The sequence below is a fragment of the Kitasatospora sp. NPDC001132 genome (genome assembly GCF_053598415.1).
The window spans coordinates 1-25534 of record NZ_JBSFKF010000009.1 but is presented as its reverse complement, the minus strand read 5'-3'; the positions used below and the strand labels follow the sequence as shown (position 1 = coordinate 25534).

Annotated in this window: 10 protein-coding genes; all 10 read left to right on the top strand. The window is 73.1% G+C overall.

Annotated features, from left to right (window positions below; genetic code table 11):
• The first annotated feature begins 106 nt into the window (after positions 1-106).
• Positions 107-1030: a proline iminopeptidase-family hydrolase gene (locus tag ACWDBE_RS14660; protein WP_449793337.1), complete on the top strand. Its 924-nt coding sequence runs from the start codon at positions 107-109 to the stop codon at positions 1028-1030.
• Positions 1027-1962 carry an ACP S-malonyltransferase gene (locus ACWDBE_RS14655; RefSeq protein ID WP_449808174.1) on the top strand — a complete coding sequence of 312 codons (936 nt, stop codon included), beginning with the start codon at positions 1027-1029 and terminating at the stop codon, positions 1960-1962. The genes ACWDBE_RS14660 and ACWDBE_RS14655 overlap by 4 nt, the downstream gene beginning before the upstream one ends.
• Before the next feature lie 141 nt (positions 1963-2103).
• Positions 2104-2355 carry a phosphopantetheine-binding protein gene (locus ACWDBE_RS14650; RefSeq protein WP_380458481.1) on the top strand — a complete coding sequence of 84 codons (252 nt, stop codon included), beginning with the start codon at positions 2104-2106 and terminating at the stop codon, positions 2353-2355.
• A 33-nt stretch (positions 2356-2388) separates the two neighbouring features.
• Positions 2389-3915 carry an AMP-binding protein gene (locus ACWDBE_RS14645; protein ID WP_449808173.1) on the top strand — a complete coding sequence of 509 codons (1527 nt, stop codon included), beginning with the start codon at positions 2389-2391 and terminating at the stop codon, positions 3913-3915.
• Between the two features lie 30 nt (positions 3916-3945).
• Positions 3946-5475: an AMP-binding protein gene (locus ACWDBE_RS14640; RefSeq protein WP_449808172.1), complete on the top strand. Its 1530-nt coding sequence runs from the start codon at positions 3946-3948 to the stop codon at positions 5473-5475.
• On the top strand, positions 5472-6710 hold the full coding sequence (locus ACWDBE_RS14635; RefSeq protein WP_449808171.1) for a type III PLP-dependent enzyme: 1239 nt from the start codon (positions 5472-5474) through the stop codon (positions 6708-6710). The genes ACWDBE_RS14640 and ACWDBE_RS14635 overlap by 4 nt, the downstream gene beginning before the upstream one ends.
• Positions 6710-7198 carry a cobalamin B12-binding domain-containing protein gene (locus tag ACWDBE_RS14630; protein ID WP_402414003.1) on the top strand — a complete coding sequence of 163 codons (489 nt, stop codon included), beginning with the start codon at positions 6710-6712 and terminating at the stop codon, positions 7196-7198. The genes ACWDBE_RS14635 and ACWDBE_RS14630 overlap by 1 nt, the downstream gene beginning before the upstream one ends.
• A 29-nt stretch (positions 7199-7227) precedes the next feature.
• Positions 7228-8544: a methylaspartate mutase gene (locus ACWDBE_RS14625; protein ID WP_449793344.1), complete on the top strand. Its 1317-nt coding sequence runs from the start codon at positions 7228-7230 to the stop codon at positions 8542-8544.
• 119 nt (positions 8545-8663) lie between these two features.
• The gene (locus ACWDBE_RS14620) at positions 8664-19469 is read left to right on the top strand and encodes an SDR family NAD(P)-dependent oxidoreductase (protein ID WP_449808170.1); all 10806 of its coding nucleotides are present in this window, start codon (positions 8664-8666) and stop codon (positions 19467-19469) included.
• A 19-nt stretch (positions 19470-19488) separates the two neighbouring features.
• The coding region (locus ACWDBE_RS14615) for an SDR family NAD(P)-dependent oxidoreductase (RefSeq protein ID WP_449808169.1) at positions 19489-25534 on the top strand (6046 nt) is incomplete at its 3' end.

Genomic DNA, 25534 nt, shown 5'->3' with positions numbered 1-25534 from the left:
GGCTAGGGGCCGCTAGGGGTCCAGTCGGGCCGTCGCAGCGCGTTAGCGTCGGGACCGGATCACTTGCCATGCACCCCGAACACGTCTGTCGACTGAGGTGGTTACCGTGCCCCTGGAGCCCAGCGCCAAGGGAACCGTCCCGTTCGGGGAGTACCGAACCTGGTACCGCGTCACCGGCGACCTCCGAGCGGAGAAACCGGCCGTGGTGGTGGTGCACGGCGGTCCCGGCAGCACCCACGACTACCTGCTGCAGCTGACCGAACTCGCCGAGCAGGGCTGGCCGGTGGTGCACTACGACCAGCTCGGCAACGGTGGCTCGACCCATCTGCCCGACAAGGGCGCCGACTTCTGGAAGACCGACCTCTTCGCCGCCGAACTGACCAACCTGCTGAGCGAACTGGGCATCGCCGACAACTACGTGCTGTTCGGCCAGTCCTGGGGCGGCCTGCTCGCCGCGAAGCACGCGATGACCCGGCCGGCCGGACTACGCGGCTTGGTGGTGGCCAACTCGCCCGCCTCCTACCCGCTGTGGCTCAGTGAGATGGCCGTGCTGCGCGCGCAGCTGCCGTCGGACGTGCAGGAGACCCTGCTGCGGCACGAGGCGGCCGAGACCTTCGAATCGCCCGAGTACCTGGCCGCCATGCGGGTCTTCTACGACCGTCACGTGTGCCGGATCCTGCCCTGGCCGAAGGACTTCCTCTCCTCCTTCATGGAGATCTACAACGACCCGACCGTGTACTACACGATGAACGGGCCCAACGAGTTCCACGTGATCGGCACCCTCAAGGACTGGTCGATCATCGACGAACTGGACGCGATCCGGACGCCGACGCTGCTGATCAGCGGCAGGTACGACGAGGCCACCCCGGTGACGATGCAGCCCTACTTCGACCGCATCCCCAACGTGCGTTGGGAGATCTTCGAGAACTCGAGCCACTGCCCGCACCTGGAGGAGTCGGATCGCTTCACCGAGGTGATGGTGGGCTTCCTGAAGGAGCTGGCGCAGCCGGTGCGGGAGAGCCGGTCATGACGAAGCGAACAGCGATGATCTTCCCCGGTATGGGCCCGGCCACCTTCGACGACGTCGGCCGGTTCATGGTGGCCAACCGCTTCGCCAGGGAACTGGTCACGGTCGCCGACGAGGTCCTCGGCTACTCCCTGGTGGACGCCTTCCGCGAGGCCGAGGGCGACTACTCCGAGGCAGCCCAGGTGGCCTTCCTGGTCAACTGCCTGGCCAGCGCCGACTGGGCGCAGGATGCCCTCGGCGTCGAAGCCGAGGCCGTCCTCGGCCCCAGCTTCGGCGAGAAGGCGGCGGTCGCCTTCGCCCAGTCGCTCCCGATGCCCGAGGCCGTGCGGATGACCGCGGAACTCGCGCGCTGCATGGACGAGTACTTCAGCCAGGAGCACACCGACATCGTGGTGCTCTCCTTCGTCCGTACTCCCGAGGAGAAACTGGGCGAGATCCTCGCCGAGCTGGACGAGCAGGGCGAGTGGCACGACATTTCCTGCTACATCGACGAGGGCTTCTACATGCTCTCGCTGCGCGAGTCCCGGGTGGAGTGGATGCAGCAGCGGCTGCGCGCGATCGGTGGGATGCCGCTCTACACCATGCGTCCGCCGCTGCACTCGGGCGCCTTCGCCGGGCTGCGGGACAAGGCCGAGCGCGAGGTGCTGTCCACCCTGCACTTCACCGACCCGAAGCTTCCGGTGGTGGCCGACCAGGACGGCGCGCTGCTCACCACGGCCGAGCAGGTGCGCACGATGCTGCTGGACAGCATCGTGCGTCCGCTGCGCTGGCCGGACGCGGTGGCCGGTCTCAAGCGGCTCGGCGTCGAGCGGGTCTGTGTCGCGGGCCCTGACAGCCTGTTCGGCCGAGTCCCGTGCACCACGGGGAACTTCGAGGTCGTGCCGGCCAACCCCCGGCTGGCGATGACCCCCAGGCGCCGGTCCGCCGTCGGCTGAGCGCCGAGGCGAGGGTCCGGCCCCTCCTGGAACGCACCTGGCAGAACGCGCCGACGCCGGTCGGCGCCGCCCGAGCACACCGGCGCCGCTTCGGCGCCGTCCGAGCACACTACGACGAGCAACGACAGTGATGGAGTGACCATGTGGGACGAGAAGTTCGAAGAGACCCTGCGCCGCTTCCTGCCCTTCCTGCCCCCGGGCGAGCAGTTGGAGAGCGACACCCCGCTGCGTGAGCTGGGCCTGGACTCGCTCGGCACCGTGGAGCTCCTGGGCAACCTGGAGGCGGCCTACGACGTCCGCTTCCTGGACGACGCGCTGACCCCGGAGACCTTCGAGACCCCCGCCGTGCTCTGGAAGGCCATGGCGGGCATGCTGATCGGCACCGAGGCCTGACGGGGCGGGGAGGGGCACGAAAGGGCCACCACGATGGATGACACCGTGGACCTCGCGCTGTCCGGGCGTTTCCTGCGCGGACTCGCCAAGTCGGCGGACCGCCCCGCAGTGCTGGCAGGCGGGACCAGCCTGACCTACCGGGAGCTGCACGAGCGCGCGCTGCTGCTGGCCGGTTCGCTGCTGGCCCACCTGCCGTCGCGGCCGGCGGCGATCGGCGTGCTGGCGGGCAAGGGCCCCTCGGCGTACGCGTCGATCCTGGCCGGCCTGTACACCGGGATCACCGTGGTCCCGCTGCAACCGGCCTTCCCCGCCGCCCGCACCCGGCAGATGATCGAGGCGAGCGGAGTCGGTGCGCTCATCGCCGACGACGACTCGCTGCCGGCCCTGGTCGGGCTGCGGGCGGAGGGCGTCGACCTCCCGGTGCTCTTCGCCCCCGGCGGTCAGCCGCAGCCGGCCGTACCGCTGGCGGCGGGCAGCGCGCTGTCCGCGCCGATGCCGGTGCGCGGCGAGGACACCGCGTACGTCCTGTTCACCTCGGGCTCGACGGGCCGGCCCAAGGGCGTTCCGGTCACCCACACCAACACCCATCACTACTTCGGCCTGCTCGACGAGCGGTATGACTTCGGTCCCGAGGACGTCTTCTCGCAGAACTTCGACCTCAACTTCGACTGCGCGATGTTCGACCTGTTCTGCGCCTGGGGAGCCGGTGGCACGCTGGTCGTTCCGCCGCCGCAGGCCTACCGGGACATGCCGCGGTTCATCGCGGACAACGGCCTGACCGTCTGGTTCTCCACCCCCAGCGCGATCGCGCTGGTGCGGCGGATGGGGGGTCTCGGGCCCGCCGGCATGCCCTCGCTGCGCTGGAGCTTCTTCGCCGGAGAGGCGCTGAGCTGCCAGGATGCGGGCGACTGGCTGGCGGCGGCGCCGGATTCGACGCTGGAGAACCTCTACGGGCCGACCGAGCTGACCATCACCGTCGCCGCCCACCGCTGGGCGGGCGAGGACGCGCTCAACGGCATGGTGCCGATCGGTTCGGTGCACGGCGGACACCAGGTCCTGCTGCTCGGCCCCAGCGGCGAGGACGATGCCGTCGAGGGAGAACTGTGCATTGCCGGACCACAGTTGACTGCCGGATACCTCGATCCCGGCGACGACGTGGGGCGGTTCTTCGACCGCAACGGCCGGCGCTTCTACCGCACCGGGGACCGGGTTCGCCGGGCGGACGGTGGTGAGCTGCTCTACCTGGGCCGGGACGACGCGCAGGTGCAGGTGCTCGGGGTGCGGGTGGAGCTGGCCGAGGTGGACGCCGCGGTGCGCAGCTGCCCCGGCGTGCAGGACGCGGTCACCGTGGCGATCGCGGCTCAGGGCTCGGTGGAGCTGGTGGTCTTCCACACCGGCGAGGTCGTGCCGTCGGCTCAACTCGCCCGTGACCTGCGCAAGGTGCTACCGGTGGCGATCGTCCCCAAGCGCTACCGGCACCTGGCCGAGTTCCCGCTGAACTCGAACCGAAAGATCGACCGCAAGCAGCTCGCACTCCAGGCCGCGACGACATCCGATTGAGGCTCACGATGGAGAGGACGGACACACGCCGTGAGTGGTGACGCGATACCGCAGGCCGCGCCCGCCGTGCTGGTGCACGGTGTGCTCGACGAGGCGACGGCAGACGTCGCGCCCGGTGCCGTCGCGGTCAGCGACCGGGACGGGCGATGGACTTACCAGGAGCTCGGCGAGTACAGCCACGCGGTCGACGCGTGGCTGGAGTCGCGCGACGTGCGCCCCGGTGACCGGGTGCTGGTTCAACTGCCGAGCAACCGGGCGCTGGTGGCGCTGTTCTACGGCACGGCCCGGCGCGGTGCGGTGCTGGTGCCGCTGAACCCGGGCATGAAGGAGTACCACCTGCGTTCGGTGCTCGCCAACGCCGAGCCCCGGCTGGTGATCGTCGCCGACACTGCGGTGGACCGGATCTCCGGGCTCTCGCCGGTCGAGGTGCTGGGCTTCGGCGAGGTCTGGCCCGAGGTGACGGCTCTGCACGGTGCCGGCGCGCGGGCCTCGGTCCAGGAGGTCGACGCCGACGCGGTCGCCGTCCTGGTCTACACCTCCGGCAGTACCGCCGCGCCCAAGGGTGTGATCTGCCCGCACCGTCAGATGGTCTTCGCCTCCAGGGCGATCAACCAGGAACTCGGCTACCGCCCCGACGACGTGGTGTTCTGCCGGTTCCCGATCTCCTGGGACTACGGGCTCTACAAGATCCTGCTCGCCGCGCTCGGCCGCTCGGAACTGGTGCTGGCCGACACCGACTCGGACCTGGTGCTGCTCAAGCGGATCCGTGAGAGCGGCGCGACCGTGGTGCCGATCGTGCCCTCGCTGGCGGCGATGATCTGCTCCCTCGCCGAGCGCGACCCGGGCGGCGAGTCCAAGGTGCGACTGTTCACCAACACCGGCGCCGCGCTGCCGAAGACCACGGTGGACGGGCTGCGCACGGCCTTCCCCGGCGTCGAGGTGGTCCGCCAGTTCGGCCAGACCGAGTGCAAGCGCATCTCGGTGCTGCCGCCCGAGTTCGAGGACGCCAAGCCCACCTCGGTGGGCCGTCCGCTGCCGGGCACCAGGGTGCTGATCCTCGACGAGGACGGCAATGAGGTGCCCACCGGCGTGGCCGGCGAGATCGTGGTCGAGGGCCCGCACGTGATGCCCGGCTACTGGCGGGCGCCCGAGCTCACCGCCAAGGCCTTCCGTACCGACCCGGTAAGTGGGCAACGGCGCTTGCACACCGGTGACTTCGGCAGTGTGGACGAGGACGGGTTCCTCTACTACGAGGGCCGTCGGGACGACATGTTCAAGCGCAAGGGCGTGCGGATGAGCACGATCGAGATCGAGGCGGCCGCGATGGACATCCCCGGTGTCCGGGCCGCAGCGGTGCTGCCGCCGACCGAGGACCGCGACCTCGCGGTCTGCGTGGTGGGCGACCTGGCGCCGCACACCGTGCTGCGAGAGCTGTCGCTGCGCCTGGAACCGGCCAAGGTGCCGGGCCTGTGCCGGATGGTCGAGGAGCTGCCGCTCACGCTGCACGGCAAGCACGATCGCAGGAAGCTCGCTCTACTCTTCGAAGGGGCCACCCCGTGACCGGCTACGCCGAGCTTGCCAAGCGCTTCGGTACTCCGTCGTACGTCTACGACCTGGACCGCGTCGCGGCCGCCCGACGCGACCTGTTCGCCGCGCTGCCCGAGGAGGTCGAGCTCTTCTACGCGGCGAAGGCGAACCCGCACCCCGAGCTGCTGCGCGAGATGCGCGCCGGCGAGGGCCGGCGCTGCCGGGCGGAGATCAGCTCCACCGGTGAGCTCGCCGCGGTTCTGAGCGCGGGCTTCCAGGGCAGCGAGATCCTCTACACCGGCCCCGGCAAGACCGAGGGGGAGCTGACCGAGGCGCTGAGCGCCGGGGTGCGGCACTTCTCGGTCGAGTCGCTGGGTGATCTGCGCAACGTCGGCGCGGTCGCCACCCGGCTGGGCGTGGTCGCCACCTGCCTTCTGCGGGTCAACAGCGCCAGTGCCAGCGCCACGTCCAGCATCCGGATGACCGGGGTGCCCTCCCAGTTCGGCTTCGACAGCGAGACACTGCCCGAGCTGCGCGAGCAGGTCTTCGACGTGCCGGGCACGGACGTGGCGGGCGCGCACTTCTTCCCGCTCAGCAACGCCAAGGACGAGGCGAGCCTGATCGGGGAGTTCCAGCACACCATCGCGGTGGCCGCCCGAGTGCAGGACGAGCTCGGCACGCGCTTTCGCTTCGTCGACATCGGCGGCGGCTTCTCGGTGCCGTACGCGGTCCGCGGCGAGCGGCCGGTGTACGGCAACCTGCGTGAGGCGATGGCGATTTCGCTGGACGAGTCGTTCCCCGGCTGGCGCAGCGGCGAGGTGAGGATCGCGGTCGAGTCCGGGCGCTACCTGGTCGGTGACAGCGGCACGCTGATGGTTGGCGTGGTCAACCTCAAGGAGAGCCGCGGCCGGCGCTTCGTGATCCTGGACGGCGGGATCAACACCTTCGGCGGCATGTCCGGGCTGGGCCGGATCATGCCGGTCTCGGTGCGCCTGGACGACGAGGGGGTCCCGCTCGACCAGATCGCCAGCCTGGTCGGACCGCTCTGCACTCCGGGCGATGTGCTCGGCCGCGACATCGAGCTGCCCGCGTTGGCGCCCGGGGACGTGGTGAGCATCCCCAACGCCGGCGCCTACGGTCCGACGGCCAGCCTGCTGATGTTCCTCGGACGCCCGGCACCGACCGAGATCCTGGTCCGCGGCGAGGAGTTGATCTCGGTGTCGCGGATCGAGCACGTCCGCGCCTACGAGCTCGGCCAGGAGCTGTGATGTCGCTGCCCGCAGAGCAGAACAAGGCCGTCGCCGCCGCGCAGAACCTTCCCGCCGTGGTCAGACGGGACGCGACGGTGATCGTCGCGGGCGGCACCTCCGACTCGCACACCTGGAATCTGGTCTTCCTGCAACTGCTGCTGGAGGAGATGGGGTTCGACGTGGTGAACCTGGGCCCCTGCGTGCCCACCGACCTGCTGGTGAGCGAGAGCCTGGCCCGCCGTCCGGTGCTGCTGGTGGTCAGCAGCGTCAACGGGCACGGCTTCCAGGACGGCATCCGGATGATCGGCAAGGTACGCGAGCGAGACGAGCTGAGCGCTGTCCCGGCGGTGATCGGCGGCAAGCTGGCCATCGCGGGCGCCCAGAGCGCCGATCAGCTGGCCGAGTTGATCGCGGCCGGCTACGACGCGGTCTTCGACGACGGGGCGGAGGGGATCGCCTCCTTCCGGCGGCTGCTCGACTCGCTCCCGCAGCGGGTGCTGACGTGACCGGGGGCGAGGTGGGCGGGCTCGGCGAGGTGGTCGGGTCCGGCGGGTACGGCGAGGTCGCCGGGTTCGGCGGCTTGGGCGCGTTCGTCCGCCGGGCGCACCGGGCGGGCGAACTCGTGGTGCAGCCCCGGATGGGGATGAGCGATCCGGCGCTGATGCGGGCCGGACTGCTGGCCACCAAGGGTGCCGCCGGCCGTACGGTCGGCACCGTCACCCTGGACAGCTACACCCGGGTGAACGACCTGGATTCCGCCGAGCTCGCCCTGCTGGAAGGCGTATCGCTCAACGGCTACCCGATCGTCAGCCATGATCCGGAGACCACCAGGGGGGTGCTGGACGGGATCCACGGCGCGGACTTCCCGGTGCAGGTCCGGCACGGCTCGGCCGCGCCGCTGGACATCTTCCGCGCGCTGATGACGGTGGGACTGGACGCCTCGGAAGGCGGTCCGGTCTCCTACTGCCTTCCGTACGGGCGCATCCCGCTGCGCGAGTCGGTGGAGAACTGGTCGCGCTCCTGCGACCTCTTCGGCCGGCTGCGCGAACTCGGGCGGGATCCGCACCTGGAGACCTTCGGCGGCTGCATGCTCGGCCAACTCTGCCCGCCCAGCCAACTGGTGGCGATCAGCGCGCTCGAAGCGCTGTTCTTCTACCAGCACGGGCTGCGCTCGATCTCGGCCAGCTACGCCCAGCAGACGCACCAAGGCCAGGACAAGGAGGCCGTGTTCGCGCTGCGCCGGCTCTGCGCCGAGCTGCTGCCCGAGGCGGACTGGCATGTCGTCATCTACGCCTACATGGGCGTCTACCCCACCACGCCGCACGGGGCGCTGGCGCTGCTGGGCGACGCGGCCGAGCTGGCCGCCTCCACCGGCTCGGAGCGGCTGATCGTGAAGACCGTCGCCGAGTCCGTGCGGATCCCGACGGTGGCGGAGAACGTCAGCGCGCTGGAGCACGCGGCCGCGCGTGCGGCCCGCACCGAGCGGGTCGCCGATGACGGCGCCGACTCGCAGACCTACGCGGAGGCCGCGGCGCTGGTCTCCGCGGTGCTGAACCTGGACCCGGACGTCGGGCGGGCGATGCTGCTGGCGTTCCAGCGCGGGTACCTGGACATCCCCTACTGCCTGCACCCCGACAACCAGGGGCGCACCCGCAGCTACCTGGACGGGGAGGGGCGGCTGCGCTGGGCGAACATCGGCAGGCTGCCGCTGGCCGGGGTGGTGGAGGCCGGCGAGTCCCACACCGTCACCTCTGGCGAGCTGCTGGGGTCACTGTCCTACGTCCGCTGGAAGTTCGACAGCGAAGCGATTGCCGCCGGGCGGAACCGTGCGTTCTCCGGCGGTGCTGCCTGAGCCCAGCCAGGCGCTGAGAGTGGCGCGGCGTGACGGGGGCGATGCGCGGCTGGGCGCAGCCGTCCCCGCGTAACTGTTCGTTTGCTAAACGGTCTTGGCCGGATGTGGGAGATGCGCGGATGAATGAGTCCAGTTCCGATTCAGTGTTGGCCCGGCTGCTGGCCGCTGCCGCGCCGTCGGAGCACCGGAGGTTGGTTCTCGACCTCGTGAGCAGCGCGGCGGTCGCGGCGCTGAAGGCCGCACGCCCGGAGGCGGCCGAGACCTTGGACACCGCGCGTGCCTTCACCGAGCTCGGCTTCGACTCGCTGGCCTCGGTCGACCTTCAGGCCCGCCTGGTCGCGGCCACCGGTCTCGACCTGCCGGTCACCGTGGTCTACGAGTGCCCGACCCCGGTCGCGCTGGTCGATCGGCTGCTCGCCGCGGCGCTCGGCGCCGTCACCCCGGAACCGGCCCCGACCGCCAACCTCGGTGCGGCGGACGAGCCGATCGCGATCGTGGGCATCGGCTGCCGGTTCGCGGGCGGGGTGGACTCGCCGGAGGACCTGTGGCAGCTGCTGCTCGACGGCGGCGAGGTGCTCTCGGACTTCCCGAAGGACCGCGGCTGGGACCTTGAGCGGATGTTCGACGAGGACCCCGAGACCCCCGGCAGCAGCTATGTCAGGAGCGGCGGATTCCTCGACACGGCGACCGAGTTCGACGCCGACTTCTTCGGCATCAGCCCGCGCGAGGCGCTGGCCATGGACCCGCAGCAGCGACTGGTCCTGGAGACCGCCTGGCAGGCCCTGGAGCACGCCGGTGTCGACCCGCTGGCGCTGCGCGGCACCGAGGCCGGGATGTTCTTCGGTGCTGAGGTGCAGGAGTACGGCCCGCGGCTGCACGAGGCCCCCGACGGCCTCGACGCCTACCTGATGACCGGCAACGCGCCCAGCGTCATCTCCGGGCGGGTGGCCTATGTGCTCGGCGCGGTCGGCCCCGCGGTCACCGTGGACACCGCCTGCTCGGCCTCGCTGGTCGCGATCCACCTGGCCTGCCAGTCGCTGCGCGCGGGCGAGTCCTCGCTGGCGCTGGCCGGCGGCGTCGCGGTGATGGGCGGACCCGGCGTCTTCACCGCCTTCAGCCGGCAGCGCGGCCTGGCCCCCGACGGCCGGTGCAAGGCCTTCGCGGCCGCGGCCGACGGTACGGGCTTCGCCGAGGGCGTCGGCGTCCTGGTCCTGGAGCGGCTGTCCGAGGCGCGGCGCAACAACCACCAGGTGCTGGCCGTGGTGCGCGGCTCGGCGGTCAACCAGGACGGCGCCAGCAACGGGCTCACCGCACCCAGCGGCACCTCGCAGCAGCGGCTGATCCGCCAGGCCCTGGCCAACGCCGGTCTGCGGGCCGCCGAGGTGGACGCCGTCGACGCACACGGCACCGGCACCACGCTCGGCGACCCGATCGAGGCGAGCGCGCTGATCGCCACCTACGGGCAGGACCGGCCCGGGGACGCACCGCTGCTGATCGGCTCGGCCAAGTCGAACCTGGGCCACACCCAGGGGGCCGCCGGCGTGGCCGGCGTGATCAAGATGGTGCTGAGCATGCGCAACGGCTACCTGCCGAAGAGCCTGCACATCGACGCCCCGAGCCCGCATGTCAACTGGTCGGCCGGCGCGGTCGAACTGCTCACCGAGGGCCGGCCGTGGCCGCGGACCGGAGCGCCGCGCCGTGCCGGTGTCTCCTCCTTCGGCGTCAGCGGCACCAACGCGCACGTCCTGCTGGAACACGACGCCCAGGCCGAGGAGCCCGTCGCCGACCCCACCGGCCCCCCCGGTCCCGCCGACTCCGGTGTGCTGCCCTACGTCCTGTCGGCGCGCGGCGAGCAGGCCCTGCGGGAACGGGCCGCGGACCTGCTCCCGCTGTTGGACCGCGACGAGGTCCGACTCGCCGACCTGTCCTACTCGCTGGCCACGACCCGGGCCGGTCTGACGAACCGCGCCGCGGTCGTCGCAGAGGACCGCGGGGAGCTGCGCGCCGCCCTGAGCGCGATCGCCTCCGGTGCGACTCCCACGGGCGTCGCCGGCCCCGGCAAGCTCGCCTTCCTCTTCACCGGCCAGGGCAGCCAGCGCCTGGCGATGGGGCGTGAACTGCTCCCCGTCTTCCCGGTGTTCGCCGACGCCCTGGAGGAGGCCTGCGGCTACCTGGACCTCCAGCTGGAGCTGCCGCTCACCGAGGTGCTGTTCGCGGCCGAGGGCTCGGCCGAGGCCGCGCTGCTGGACCGCACCGAGTACGCCCAGCCGGCGCTGTTCGCGATAGAGGTCGCCCTGTTCCGGCTGGCCGAGAGCTGGGGCCTGCGCCCCGACTACCTGGCCGGGCACTCCATCGGCGAGCTGGCCGCCGCGCACGTGGCAGGGGTCCTCACGCTGGAGGACGCCGCCATCCTGGTGGCCGCGCGCGGCCGGCTGATGCAGGCGCTGCCGGCGGGCGGCGCGATGGTCGCGGTGCAGGCCGCCGAGGCCGAGGTGGCGCCGCTGCTCACCGGCCAGGTCGGCATCGCGGCGGTCAACGGCCCCCGCGCGGTGGTGCTCTCCGGCGCCGAGCAGGAGGTGCTGCGGATCGCCGGGGAGCTGGCCGCGGCAGGGCACCGGACCAAGCGGCTGCGGGTGAGCCACGCCTTCCACTCGCCGCTGATGGAGCCGATGCTTACCGAGTTCCGCCGGATCGCCAAGGTCCTGAAGTACGCCGCGCCGAAGATCCCGATCGTCTCCACGGTCACCGGCGAGCTGTGCACCGAGCAGTTGGCGACGCCCGAGTACTGGGTCGAGCACGTGGCCGCGCAGGTGCGGTTCGCTGACGCCATGGGCTGGTTGGCCGGCGCCGGGGTCGACACCTTCCTGGAGATCGGCCCGGACGGCGTGCTCTGCGCCATGGGCCAGGAGTGCCTGGAGGACTCCGCGGCGGTCTTCGCCCCGTTGCTGCGCCGCGAGCACCCCGAGCCGCGGCAGGCCGTGCTGGCCCTGGCGGCGGCCTACTGCGCCGGTGTTCGGGTGGACTGGGCCCGCTTCCACGCCGGTCGCGACGGGCGCCGGATCGACCTGCCGCACTACCCCTTCCAGCGCAAGCGGTTCTGGCTGGAGCCGGGATCGGCCCGGGCCGACCTCACCGACCTCGGCCAACTTCCCGCCAGCCACCCGCTGTTGAGTGCGGTGGTGGCCGTCGGCGCGGACGGCGTGGTGCTGACCGGACACCTCTCGTTGCGGGCCCGGCCCTGGCTGGGCGACCACGTCATCGCCGGACGGGTGCTTTTCCCCGGCACCGCCTTCGTGGAGCTGGCCGTGCGTGCGGGCGACCACGTGGGCGCGGGCGCGATCGAGGAACTCACCCTGGGCGCCCCGCTGGTTCTGCCGGCCGAGGGCGGCGTGGGCATCCAGGTCGCGGTGGGCGAGCCGGACGAGAGCGGGCGCCGACAGCTGACCATCCACTCCAGGGCGGACGGCGCGGACGCCGGGCAGTGGACCCAGCATGCCAGTGGTGTGCTGGCACCCGCCGCCGAGCCGCTGCCGCAGCCGCTGGACAGCTGGCCGCCGCAGGGTGCCGAGGAGGTCGACCTCGCGGGTGTCTACGAGACCCTGGCGGCCCAGGGCTACGGCTACGGCCCGGCCTTCCAGGGGCTGCGGGCGGCCTGGCGGCAGGGCGGCGAGGTCTTCGCCGAGGTCGCACTGCCCGTCGAACTCACTTCTGAGGCAAGCGAGTTCGGCCTGCACCCGGCGCTGCTGGACGCCGCCCTGCATGCCGCGGACCTGGGTGCCGAGCCCCGCGCAGAGGTGCTGGTACCGTTCGCCTGGACCGGAGTGTCGCTGCACGCCGCCGGTGCCGCCTCGGTGCGGGTGCGGATCTCCCACCCGGGCAAGGACACCCTCGCGCTCGACTTCGCCGACGCCACCGGTGTGCCGCTGGCCACCGTGCGGGGTCTGGTCTCCCGCCCGGTGTCGGACGACGAAGTCCTCTATGCGGTGCGGCAGTTGCCGCTGGGCGTGCCGAGTGAGCCGGAGCTGCTGCGGATTGCGGCGCTGGAGGGCGACCTCGCTGACCTGGCCGAGCTGACCGGGCTCGCCGACCCGCTGCCGCAGGCAGTCGTGCTGCACGCGGTGGCCGGGGCCGAGGCCCTGCCGCTCGCGGCCAGGAACGCCACCGCCCGGGTGCTGCGGGTCCTCAAGGCCTGGCTGGCCGAGGACCGCTTCGCCGACTCCACGCTGGTGGTGGTCACTTCGCCCGCACTCGCCCAGGCGCCGATCCGCGGCCTGGTGCGCTCGGCGCAGGCGGAGAACCCCGGGCGCTTCGTTCTGATCGAGCACGCCGACCTGCCCACCGATGCCGAGTTGACCGCCGCTCTGGCCACCGGCGAGCCCGAACTGTCACTGCTGAGCGGTGAGTTCAAAGCCCCCCGGCTGGCCGTCCTGCCCTCGGCGGCGAACCCGAAGCCCCAGTGGGGGAGCGTCCTGATCACCGGCGGTACCGGCGGCCTGGGCGGGCTGCTGGCCCGGCACCTGGTCACCGAGCACGGTGTGCGCAGCCTGGTGCTGGCCGGACGCCGCGGCTCGGCGCCCGAAATCGAGGCCGAACTGAAGGAGTTGGGTGCCGATGTGGCCGTGGTCGCCTGCGACGTGAGCGACCGCGCCTCGGTGGCCGCGTTGCTGGCCGCCCACCCGGTCGACTCGGTGATCCACGCCGCCGGCACGGTGCGCGACGGAGTGATCGGCTCGCTCACCGAGGAGACGCTGGAGGAGGTGTTCCGGGCCAAGGTGGACGGTGCCTGCCACCTGCACGAGCTCACCGCCGAGCTCGACCTGAAGGCCTTCGTGCTGTTCTCCTCGCTCGCCGCCATCCTCGACGGCGCCGGTCAGGGCAACTACGCGGCGGCCAACGCGTTCCTGGACGCTCTGGCCGAGCACCGCGCCTCGCTGGGCCTGCCCGCCACCGCCCTCGCCTGGGGCCTGTGGACGGGCGAGGTCGGTATGGGCGCCGCGCTCGACGAGGCGACACTGGCCCGGATCGCCCGCTACGGACTGCCCGGACTGGATGCGGCGCACTCGCTGCGCCTGTTCGACGCCGCCGTGCGCACCGGCGAAGCCAGGGTGGTCCCCGTCGAGGTGGACGCCGCCGCCGTGCGCGACCGCGCGGACGGCATCCCCGCGCTGCTCAGCGGCCTGGTGCGGCCGGCCAACCGTCGGGCGTCGGCTGCCCGTGGTACCCGCGAACTGGCCGCCGACAGCGCGCTGAGCGCACTGCCCGCCGCCGAGCGGGACCGCACGCTGCTGGAGCTGGTCCGCACCGAGGTGGCCGCCGTGCTGCGGCACGAGAGTGCGGCGGCGATCAGCCCGACCCGGGCGTTCACCGAGATCGGCTTCGACTCGCTGGCCGCCGTGGAGCTGCGCAACCGGCTCAACTCGGCGACCGGGCTGCGGCTGCCAGCCACCCTGGTCTTCGACTACCCGTCACCGAAGACGCTGGCCGAGCACATCCGCGACACCCTGTTCGGCAGCGAGCCCACAGCGCCGGCCGCGCCCGTCGGCCTGGCCGCGGGGGCGGCCACCAGCCGTCAGGCCGGGGAAGACCCGATCGTGATCGTCGGGATGAGCTGCCGCTACCCCGGCGGCGTAGAGTCGCCCGAGGACCTGTGGCGCCTGGTTGCCGACGGCGTCGACACCATCGCGGACTTCCCCACCGACCGGGGGTGGGACACCGAGACGATCTTCGACCCGGAGCCGGGCGCGCCTGGCAAGACCTACTCCCGCGAGGGTGGATTCCTCTACCGGGCGGCGGAGTTCGACGCCGACTTCTTCGGCATCAGCCCGCGCGAAGCGGTCGCGATGGACCCGCAGCAGCGCCTGCTCCTTGAGGTCTCCTGGGAGGCCTTCGAACGCGCGGGCATCGATCCGGCGACGGTCCGCGGGACCGCGACCGGGGTGTTCGCCGGGGTGATGTACCACGACTACGGCAGCTGGCTCACCGACGCCCCCGAGGAGGTGGCCGCCTACTTCGGCAACGGCACCCTCGGCAGCGTGGTCTCCGGTCGTGTCGCCTACGCACTCGGACTCGAAGGACCGGCGGTCACCGTCGACACCGCCTGCTCCTCCTCGCTGGTCACCCTGCACCTGGCCGCGCAGGCGCTGCGTGGCGGTGAGTGCACGCTCGCGCTGGCCGGCGGTGTCACCGTGATGTCCACCCCCGACACCTTCATCGACTTCAGCCGCCAGCGCGGCCAGGCCGCCGACGGGCGCTGCAAGTCCTTCGCGGCCGCGGCGGACGGCACCGGCTGGGGTGAGGGCGTCGGCATGCTGGTGCTGGAGCGCCTGTCGGACGCCGAGCGCAACGGGCACCGGGTGCTCGCCGTGCTGCGGGGCAGCGCGATCAACCAGGACGGTGCCTCCAACGGCCTGACCGCCCCCAACGGCCCCTCCCAGCAGCGGGTGATCCGCCAGGCCCTGGCCAGTGCCGGGCTGTCGGCGGCGGAGGTCGACGTGGTGGAGGCGCACGGTACCGGCACCACGCTGGGCGACCCGATCGAGGCGCAGGCCCTGCTCGCGACGTACGGCCAGGAGCACTCGGCGGACCGGCCGCTCTGGCTGGGCTCGATCAAGTCGAACTTCGGCCACACCCAGGCCGCCGCCGGCGTGGCCGGGGTGATCAAGATGGTGCAGGCGATGCGCCACGGCGTGCTGCCCAAGACCCTGCACGTGGACGCACCCTCGGACCAGGTGGACTGGACGGCGGGCGCCGTCGAGCTGCTCACCGAGTCCCGGCCCTGGCAGAGCGAGGGCGGCCCGCGCCGTGCCGCCGTCTCCTCCTTCGGCATCAGCGGCACCAACGCGCACGTGATCCTCGAAGAGGCGCAGCTCGGCGAGGACTCCCCGGCCACCGGCACCCCGCCCACCCTGGTGGCGCTGCCGATCTCGGCCCGCAGCCCCGAGGCACTGGGCGCCCAGGCCGAGCGGCTGGCCGGCACCGGCGAGCTCGCCCTGGCCGACCTGGGCCTCGCGCTGGCCACCACTCGCAGCGCGCACCCGTACCGCGCGGTGGTGCTGGCCTCGGAGCGCGCCGAACTCGACGCCGCCCTGGCGGCGTTGAGTGCCGGTACGGGCGCACCCGGGCTGGTCACCGGCACGGTCGACGAGGGCGGCCTGGCGTTCCTCTTCTCCGGCCAGGGCTCGCAGCGCCCCGGCATGGGACGCCAGTGGTACGAGACCTTCCCGGTCTTCGCCGAGCACTTCGACCGCGTCGCCGCCCACCTGGACCCGGCACTCGACCGCCCGCTGGCCGAGGTGGTCTTCGGCGCGGACGCCGAGCTGCTGGGCCAGACGGCCTACACCCAGGCCGCGCTCTTCGCCACCGAGGTGGCGCTCTTCCGGCTGCTGGAGTCGTTCGGCCTGCGCCCGGACTTCCTGGCGGGCCACTCGATCGGCGAGCTGGCCGCGGCGCACGTCAGCGGCGTCTGGTCGCTGGCGGACGCGGCGAAGGCGGTCGGTGCCCGGGGCCGGCTGATGCAGGCGCTGCCCGAGGGCGGCGCGATGGTCGCGGTGCGGGCGAGTGAGGCCGAGGTGCTGCCGCTGCTGGACGAGCGGGTCGGCATCGCGGCGGTCAACGGACCGCGCTCCGTGGTGGTCTCCGGTGACACCGAGGCGGTGCTGGAACTGGCGGCCCGCTTCGAGCGGTCCAAGCGGCTGACCGTCTCGCACGCCTTCCACTCGCCCCGGATGGACGGCATGCTGGCCGAGTTCGGCGCGGTGCTGGCCGAACTCGACTACGCCGAGCCGAGCATCCCGATCGTCTCCACCCTGACCGGCCGGCCGGCGAGCCCGGCGGAGCTGTGCACGCCCGAGTACTGGGTCAGGCATGTCAGGGAGAGCGTGCGCTTCGCCGACGGCATCGCCGCGCTGGCCGACCAGGGGGTCACCACCTTCCTGGAGCTGGGCCCGGACGCCGTGCTGAGCGCGCTGGGCCCGGAGTGCGTGGCCGACGACGCGCAGGCGGTCTTCGCCTCGGTCGCCCGCAAGAACAAGCCCGAGGTGGCGGAGCTGCTGGGCGCCCTCGCGCTGGCGCACACCCGCGGCGCCGCGCTGAACTGGCCCTCGGTCTACGGCGACTACACCGCTCGGGCGGTCGAGCTGCCGACCTACGCCTTCCAGCATCGGCGGTTCTGGCTGGACGCCCCGGCCGCCAAGGGCGACGCGGGCAGCCTGGGCCAGGCGCCGGTGGACCACCCGCTGGTCGGTGCCGAGATCCGGCTGGCCGCCTCCGACGAGGTGGTGCTGACCGGGCGGGTGTCGCGAGCCACCCACCCGATGCTCGCCGAGCACGCCGTCCTCGGCACGGTCCTGCTGCCGGGAACCGCGCTGGTCGATCTGGCGATTCGGGCCGGCGACCTGCTCGGCCTGCCGGTCCTGGAGGAGCTCACGCTCCAGGCGCCGCTGCTGCTGCCGGAGTCGACCGCCGTGCAGCTCCAGGTCGTGGCCGGGCGCGGCGGAGCCGTGCAGATCTTCTCCCGCCCGGCGGGATCCGAGGAGGCCGGCTGGACCGTCAACGCCACCGGCCTGCTCGCGGAGCGAGGCACCGCCCGCCCGGAGCCGTTCACCCAGTGGCCGCCGGCCGGCGCGACCGAGGTCGACGTCACCGGCCTCTACGAGCGGATGCGCGCCGAGGGCTACGAGTACGGCCCGATCTTCCAGGGCGTCAAGGCCGCCTGGCGGCGCGGCGAGGAGGTCTTCACCGAGCTCGAACTCCCCGCCGCCGAACGGCCCGACGCCGCCCGCTTCGGCCTGCACCCCGCGCTGCTGGACGCCGCCCTGCACGCCACCGCCCTGCTGGACGAGGAGGGTGAGGAAGCACCGGCGGAGGGCAAGGTGCTGCTCCCGTTCGCCTGGAACGGGGTGGAACTGCACACCGGCGGCGCCTCGGTGGCCCGGGTGCGGCTGACCCGCCAGGACGGCGACGGCATCCGGATCGAGCTGGCCGACGGCGCCGGAACCCCTCTGGCCTCGGTCTCCTCCTTCGTGACCCGGCCGGTGGCGGCCGGCCAACTCGGCCCCCAGCAGGATTCGCTGTTCACTGTGGAGCTGACGCCCCGCCCTGAGCTGACCGCCCAGGGCGTGGGCAACCGGCAGTTCGCGGTGCTCGGTACCGGCGACCTCGGCCTCGACGTGCCCGTCCACCCGGACCTGACCGCGCTCGGCGACGCCATCCCGGACGTGGTGCTGCTGCCGGTGCCGACGGTTGCCGGCGACCAGGTGCCGACGGCAGTGCGCTCCGCCCTGCACACCGTGCTCGGCCCCGTCCAGGAGTGGCTGCGCGAGGACCGGTACGCCAAGGCGACGCTGGTGGTGCTGACCGCCCAGGGCCTGGCGGATGCCGCCGTGCGCGGCCTGGTCCGCGCGGCGCAGACCGAGGACCCGGGCCGGATCGTCCTGGTGGACTCCGCGGGCCTGGGGGAGGACCCGCTCACGCTGCCGCTGCTGGCCGCCGCCCTCGACTCGGGCGAGCCCGAACTGGTGCTGCGCGAGGGCGCGATCCTGGTGCCGCGTCTGGCCAGGGTCCAGCTGCCGCAGGCCGACCAGGACGGCCCCGACTGGGGCACCGTGCTGATCACCGGCGGCACCGGCGGCCTGGGCGCGCTGGTGGCCAGGCACCTGGTGCGGCAGCACGCGGTCACCAGCCTGGTGCTGGCCGGACGCCGGGGCCTGCAGGCGCCCGAGGCACGGGAGCTGAAGGCTGAGCTGACCGAACTGGGCGCCCAGGTGGCGGTGGTGGCCTGCGACGTCGCCGACCGGGCGGCGCTGGCCGGGCTGCTCGCCGAGCACCCGGTGCGCAGCGTCGTGCACACCGCGGGTGTCCTGGACGACGCCCTGATCGGCTCGCTGACCCCCGAGCGGATCGACCCGGTGCTGCGGCCGAAGGTCGACGGTGCCTGGCATCTGCACGAGTTGACCCTGGAGCGGGAGATCAGCAGGTTCGTCCTGTTCTCCTCGGCGGCCGGAACCCTGGACGCCACCGGGCAGGGCAACTACGCGGCCGCCAACGTCTTCCTGGACGCGCTGGCCGAGCACCGGGTCGCGGCCGGCCTGCCGGCCACCGCACTGGCCTGGGGCCTGTGGGCGGGAGCCGGCGGGATGGGCGGCCAGCTCGCCGAGTCCGACCTGGAGCGGATCGAGCGTTCCGGCATCGGCGCGCTGGACCCGGCCGAGGGGCTGGCCCTGTTCGACGCAGCCCTGCGCGCCGAGCGTGCCACCCTGGTGCCGGCGCGTCTGGACCTGGCGGCGCTGCGCGAGCGCAGCGAGTCCCTCCCCGCCGTGCTGCGCGCTCTGGTGCGGCCCACCGTCCGCCGGGACGCGGCCACCGGCGCCGGCGGTTCCAGCGGTGCGGCCTCGCTGGCCCAGCGCCTGAGCACGTTGCCGGCCGCCGACCACGAGCACGCGGTGCTGGAGGCGGTTCGCTCGCAGGTGGCCGCCGTGCTCGGGCACGACGGTCCGGCATCCGTCCAACCCAGGCGTGCCTTCAGCGAGTTGGGTTTCGACTCGCTCGCCGCGGTGGAGCTGCGCAACAAGTTGAACGCGGTCAGCGGGCTGCGCCTGCCGTCCACGATGATCTTCGACTACGCCACCCCGGCGGCGCTCGCCGCGTACCTGCTGGACAGGTTGCGCCCGGAGCGGACCGAGCCGGCGGCCGAGGCGCCCGATGACGCCCGGGTGGCCGAGCTGCTGGCCGGCATCCCGGTGGCCAGGCTCCGCGAGTCGGGTCTGCTGGAGCGGCTGCTGAAACTCTCCGAGACCGCCCCCGCCGACCCGAAGCCGGCCGCGCCCGGCGCACCGGCCGAGTCCGGGGCCGACCGGACGTCGGCCATCAAGAACATGGACATCTCCGATCTCATCCGCACTGCGCTCGACCGTAGCGACGCCAAGTAATCAGGGAGCGACACCGACCGTGGATACATCTGTCGATCAGATAGTCGAGGCGCTGCGCGAGTCGCTGCTGGAGAACGAACGACTGCGCCAGCAGAACACGCGGATCGAGGCCGCGGCGCAGGAGCCGATCGCGATCGTGGCGATGAGCTGCCGCTACCCCGGCGGCGTCAGCTCGCCCGAGCAGTTGTGGCAGCTGGTCGACCAGGGCGTGGACGCGGTGGGGGACTTCCCCGCCGACCGCGACTGGGACGTCGAGGGGCTCTACGACCCGGACCCGGACGCGCCGGGCAAGACCCACGTCCGTGAGGGCGGCTTCGTCTACGACGCACCGCGCTTCGACGCCGCGTTCTTCGGCATCTCACCGCGCGAGGCGATCGCGATGGACCCGCAGCAGCGCCTGCTCCTGGAGGTTTCCTGGGAGGCGTTCGAGCGGGCCAACATCGACCCGCACACCCTGCGCGGCAGCCGGACCGGCATCTTCGCCGGGGTGATGTACCACGACTACGGCAGTTGGCTGGCCGAGGTGCCCGAGGGCGTCGAGGGCTATCTCGGCAACGGAAACCTGGGCAGTGTCGCATCGGGCCGGGTCTCCTACACGCTGGGCCTGGAGGGGCCCGCCGTCACCGTGGACACCGCCTGCTCCTCCTCGCTGGTCGCACTGCACCTGGCGGTCCAGGCGCTGCGCACCGGTGAGTGCGCCTACGCGCTGGCCGGCGGTGTCACCGTGATGTCCACCCCGGATACCTTCGTGGACTTCAGCCGCCAGCGCGGGCTCTCGCTGGACGGCCGGTGCAAGTCCTTCGCCGCCTCGGCGGACGGCACCGGCTGGGGCGAGGGCGTCGGCATGGTGCTGCTGGAGCGGCTGTCGGACGCCGAGCGCAACGGGCACCGGGTGCTGGCCGTGGTCCGCGGCAGCGCGATCAACCAGGACGGCGCCTCCAACGGCCTGACAGCCCCCAACGGGCCGTCCCAGCAGCGGGTGATCCGCCAGGCCCTGGCCAACGCCAGGCTCAGTGCCGATCAGGTGCACCTGGTGGAGGCGCACGGCACCGGCACCCCGCTGGGCGACCCGATCGAGGCGCAGGCCCTGCTCGCGACCTACGGGCAGGAGCGCGCCGGCGGTGAGCCGCTCTGGCTCGGCTCGATCAAGTCGAACATCGGCCACACCCAGGCGGCCGCGGGCGTCGCCGGGGTGATCAAGCTGGTGATGGCGATGCGCCACGGCCGGATGCCGAAGACGCTGCACGTCGACGAGCCCACCCCGCAGGTGGACTGGACCGATGGCGCGGTCGAACTGCTCACCGAGGCCAGGGACTGGCCCGAGCGCGGCGAGGCCCGGCGGGCCGCGGTCTCCTCCTTCGGCATCAGCGGCACCAACGCCCACGTGATCCTCGAGAGCGTGCCCGAGCCCGAAGTGCCCCAGCGTGCCACCGAACCGACCGGACCGCTGCCGCTGGTGCTCTCCGGAAAGGGTGAGCAGGGCCTGGCCGCCCAGGCGCAGCGGCTGCTCGACCACCTGGACAGCGCCCCGCTGCCCGACCTCGCCTGGACCCTGGCCACCTCCCGGGCCGCCCTCGGTGACCGCGCGGTGGTGATCGGCGCGGACCGCTCCGCGCTGGCCGCCGGGCTGAGGGAGCTCGCCGCCGGACGCGCCGCGGCGGGCGTGGTTCAGGGCGGGCGCCAGAGCGAGTCCCGGATCGCCTTCGTCTTCCCCGGACAGGGCTCGCAGTGGATCGGCATGGCGGCCGAACTGCTGGACACGGCCCCGGTGTTCGCCGCCAGGATGACCGAGTGCGCCCAGGCGCTGGCCCCGCACGTGGGCTGGGACCTGCTGGAGGTCATCCGCGGCGCGGACTCGCTGGAGCGGGTGGACGTGGTGCAGCCCGTGCTCTGGGCGGTCATGGTGTCGCTGGCCGAGCTGTGGATCTCCTACGGGGTGCGCCCGGCCGCCGTGATCGGGCACTCGCAGGGCGAGATCGCGGCCGCCTGCGTGGCCGGGGCGCTCTCGCTGGCCGACGGCGCCAAGGTGGTGGCCCTGCGCAGCCTGGCCATCGCGGACGACCTGTCCGCGCGCGGCGGCATGATGTCGGTGGCGCTGGCGGCGGAGCAGGTCCGTGCGCGGCTCGCCGAGTACGAAGGGCGGCTCTCGGTGGCCGCCGTCAACGGCGCGGCCTCGGTGGTGGTCTCCGGCGACGCCGACGCCTTGGACCAGCTGCACGCCGGGCTGCGCGCGGAGGGCGTGCGGGCCAAACGGCTGCCGGTGGACTACGCCTCGCACTCGGCCCAGGTCGAGTCGATCCGCGAGCGGCTGCTGGAGGAGCTTTCCGGGCTGAGCCCGCGCTCCGTCGACGTGCCGTTCTACTCCACGGTGACCGGCGAACTGTTCGACACCGCGGGCCTGGACGCCGACTACTGGTACACCAACCTGCGCCAGAGCGTGCTCTTCGAGGGCGCCACCCGGCTGCTGCTCGACAGTGGCTACGGCGTCTTCGTCGAGTGCAGCCCGCACCCGGTGCTGCTGCACAGCGTGGAGGAGACGGCGGAGGCGCTGAACGCCGAGGTCGTCGGGATCGGCTCGCTGCGCCGCGACGAGGGCGGCCCTGAGCGCTTCCTGACATCGCTGGCCGAGGCGCACGTGCACGGCGTCGCCCTCGACTGGGCGGCGGTCTTCGCCGGGACGCCCGTGCGCAAGGTGGACCTGCCCACCTACGCCTTCCAGCGCGAGCGGTTCTGGCTCGGCAGCTCCCAGGCGGTGGGCGATGTGACGGCGGCCGGTCTGGTCGCCGCCGGACACCCGTTGCTCGGCGCCTCGGTCACGGTCGCCGACGGCGGCGGCATGCTCTTCACCGGCCGGCTCGCCACCGCCACCGCGCCCTGGCTGGCCGACCACGCGGTGGGCGGCACGGTCCTGCTGCCGGGTACCGCGTTCGTGGAGTTGGCCGTCAAGGCCGGCGACGAGGTCGGCTGCGGCCGGGTGTCGGAACTGACCTTGGAGGTGCCGCTGCTGCTGCCCGAGCGCGGCGCGGTCCAACTGCAGCTCCACCTCGGCGAGCCGGACGACTCGGGCCGACGCCCGCTGACCGTGCACTCGCGCCCCGAGGGCGGCGAAGGCGAGTGGACCAGGCACGCCAGCGGCCTGCTGGAGCCGGACACCGCCGAGGCCGGCTTCGACTTGGCGGCCTGGCCCCCGGCCGGTGCGCAGCCGGTCCCGGTGGACGGCGTGTACGAGGGGCTGGCCGAGCAGGGCTACCACTACGGCCCCGCCTTCCAGGGGCTCAAGGCGGCCTGGCGGCGTGGCGAGGAGGTCTTCGCTGAGGTCGAACTCCCGGTGGAGGAACAGGGGTTCGCCCTGCACCCGGCGCTCTTCGACGCGGCCCTGCACGCCGCGGACCTCGGCGGTGGCCAGGATCCGGGCCAGGCCCGGCTGCCCTTCGTCTGGAACGGCGTCTCGCTGTACGCCTCGGGAGCCAGGGCGCTGCGCCTGCGGATCACCGGCACCGACGCACTGACCGTCCAGCTCGCCGATACCACCGGCTCCCCGGTGGCCTCGGTGGACGCGCTGACCACCCGCGCGGCCGACCCCGCCGCGCTCGGGGCGGCCACCCGTTCCGACGCCCTGTTCCGGCTCGACTGGCCGGTCCTCGCGGTGGAGGGACCCGCACCCGATCACGTGGTGCTCGGCGAGGGCGGCCTGGCGGAGCTGGCGACCGTACCGGAGCTGGTGGTCCTGCCGGTGCGGCAGGGCGAGGATCCCGTCACCGGCACCCGGGCCGTCTCCGTCCAGGTGCTTGAGACCCTGCGGCAGTGGCTGGACAGCGAGAAGGTCGCCGCCTCCCGCCTGGTGGTGCTCACCAGGGGAGCGGTGGCGGTGGGCGCCGAGGGCGTCCAGGACCTCGCCGCGGCCGCCGTCTGGGGCCTGACCCGCGCCGCCCAGGGCGAGAACCCCGAGCAGTTCGTCCTGGTGGACGCCGACCAGGACACCACCGTCGAGCAGGCCCTGGCGGCGGTCGCCGCCTCGGGCGAGCCACAACTCGCCGTGCGCGACGGCAAGGTGCACGTGCCCCGGCTGGTCAGGAGCGCACCGGATGGCACCGTCAGCCCCCTCGATGCCGAGGGCACCGTGCTGATCACCGGCGGCACCGGCGTGCTGGGCGCGCTGGTGGCCCGGCACCTGGTGGCCGAGCACGGTGTGCGTCACCTGCTGCTGGCCGGGCGCAGCGGCGTCGCCCAGGACGACTTCGCCGACCTGGACGCGGAGATCACCGTGGCCAAGTGCGACGCGGCCGACCGCGAGCAGCTCGCCGACCTGCTCGCCACCGTCCCCGTCGACCGCCCGCTGACCGCCGTGCTGCACCTGGCCGGCGCGCTGGACGACGGCTTGGTCACCGCGCTCACCGCTGAGCGGCTGGACGCGGTGCTGCGCCCCAAGGTGGACGCGGCCTGGCATCTGCACGAGCTCACCGCCGGTCTCGACCTCAAGGCGTTCGTGCTCTTCTCCTCGGCCGCCGGCACCGTGGACGGTGCGGGCCAGTCCGGCTACGCGGCGGCCAACGCCTTCCTCGACGGTCTGGCCCAGCACCGCCAGGCGCTCGGCCTGCCCGGCCTCTCGCTGGCCTGGGGCTTCTGGGAGCAGCGCACCGGGATGACCGCCCACCTGAGCGAGGCGGACGTGGTGCGGATGGCCAGGTCCGGGGTGCGTCCTCTCGCCACCGCCGAGGGCCTGGCGCTCTTCGACCTCGCGTTGGCCGGGGACCGGGCACTGCTGGTGCCGATCGGCCTGGACCTGCCCGCGCTGCGTTCGGCGGGCACGCTCTCCCCGGTGCTGCGCGGCCTGCTCCGTCCGGCCGCCCGGCGCACGGCGGCAGCGGCACCCGCGGCACCGGGCAGCGCGCTGGACAAGCTGGCCGCCCTCGGACGGGCCGAGCGCGACACGGCCCTCCTCGAGCTGGTCCGCACCCATGTCGCCGCCGTGCTCGGCCACGACTCGGACATGGTGCTCGACCCGCGACGGGCCTTCAGGGACTGGGGCTTCGACTCGCTGACCGCGGTGGAACTGCGCAACCGGCTGGGCCTGGCTGTCGGTCTGCGGCTGCCGGCCACCCTGGTCTTCGATTACCCGGACCCCACCGCCCTGGTCGGCCACCTCAGGACCGAACTCTTCGGCTCCGCCGAGCCGGTCCCCGAACCCGCCGCCGGCGCGCGGCAGGCCGGCGACGAGCCGATCGCGATCGTGGCGATGGCCTGCCGCTTCCCCGGTGGTGTCAGCACCCCCGAGGAGCTGTGGCAGCTGCTGGCGGACGGCGGTGACGGCATCTCGCAGTTCCCGGCCGACCGTGGCTGGGACATCGAGGGACTCTACGACCCGGAGCCGGGCAAGGCCGGCCGGACGTACTCCCGCGAGGGCGGGTTCCTGCACGACGCCGCCGACTTCGAGCCGGACTTCTTCGGCATCTCGCCGCGCGAGGCGATCGCGATGGACCCGCAGCAGCGCCTGCTCCTGGAGACCTCCTGGGAGGCGCTGGAGCGCGCCGGCATCGACCCGTACTCGGTGCGGGGCAGTGCCACCGGCGTGTTCGCCGGGGTGATGTACCACGACTACGGCAGCAGGCTCAGCAACGCGCCGGAGGACGTGCGGGACTACCTGGGCAACGGCAGCCTCGGCAGCGTGGCCTCGGGCCGGGTCGCCTACACCCTCGGCCTGGAGGGTCCCACCCTCTCGGTGGACACCGCCTGCTCCTCCTCGCTGGTGGCCCTGCACCTGGCGGCGCAGTCGCTGCGCGGCGGCGAGTGCACGCTCGCCCTGGCCGGCGGCGTCTCGGTGATGTCCACCGCGGACACGTTCGTGGACTTCAGCAGGCAGCGCAATCTCGCCGCCGACGGCCGGGCGAAGTCCTTCGCCGACGGCGCGGACGGCACCACGCTCTCCGAGGGCGCCGGGATGCTGCTGCTGGAGCGGCTCTCGGACGCCCGGCGCAACGGGCACCAGGTGCTGGCCGTCATCCGTGGCTCCGCGGTGAACCAGGACGGTGCCTCCAACGGGCTGACCGCGCCCAACGGGCCGTCCC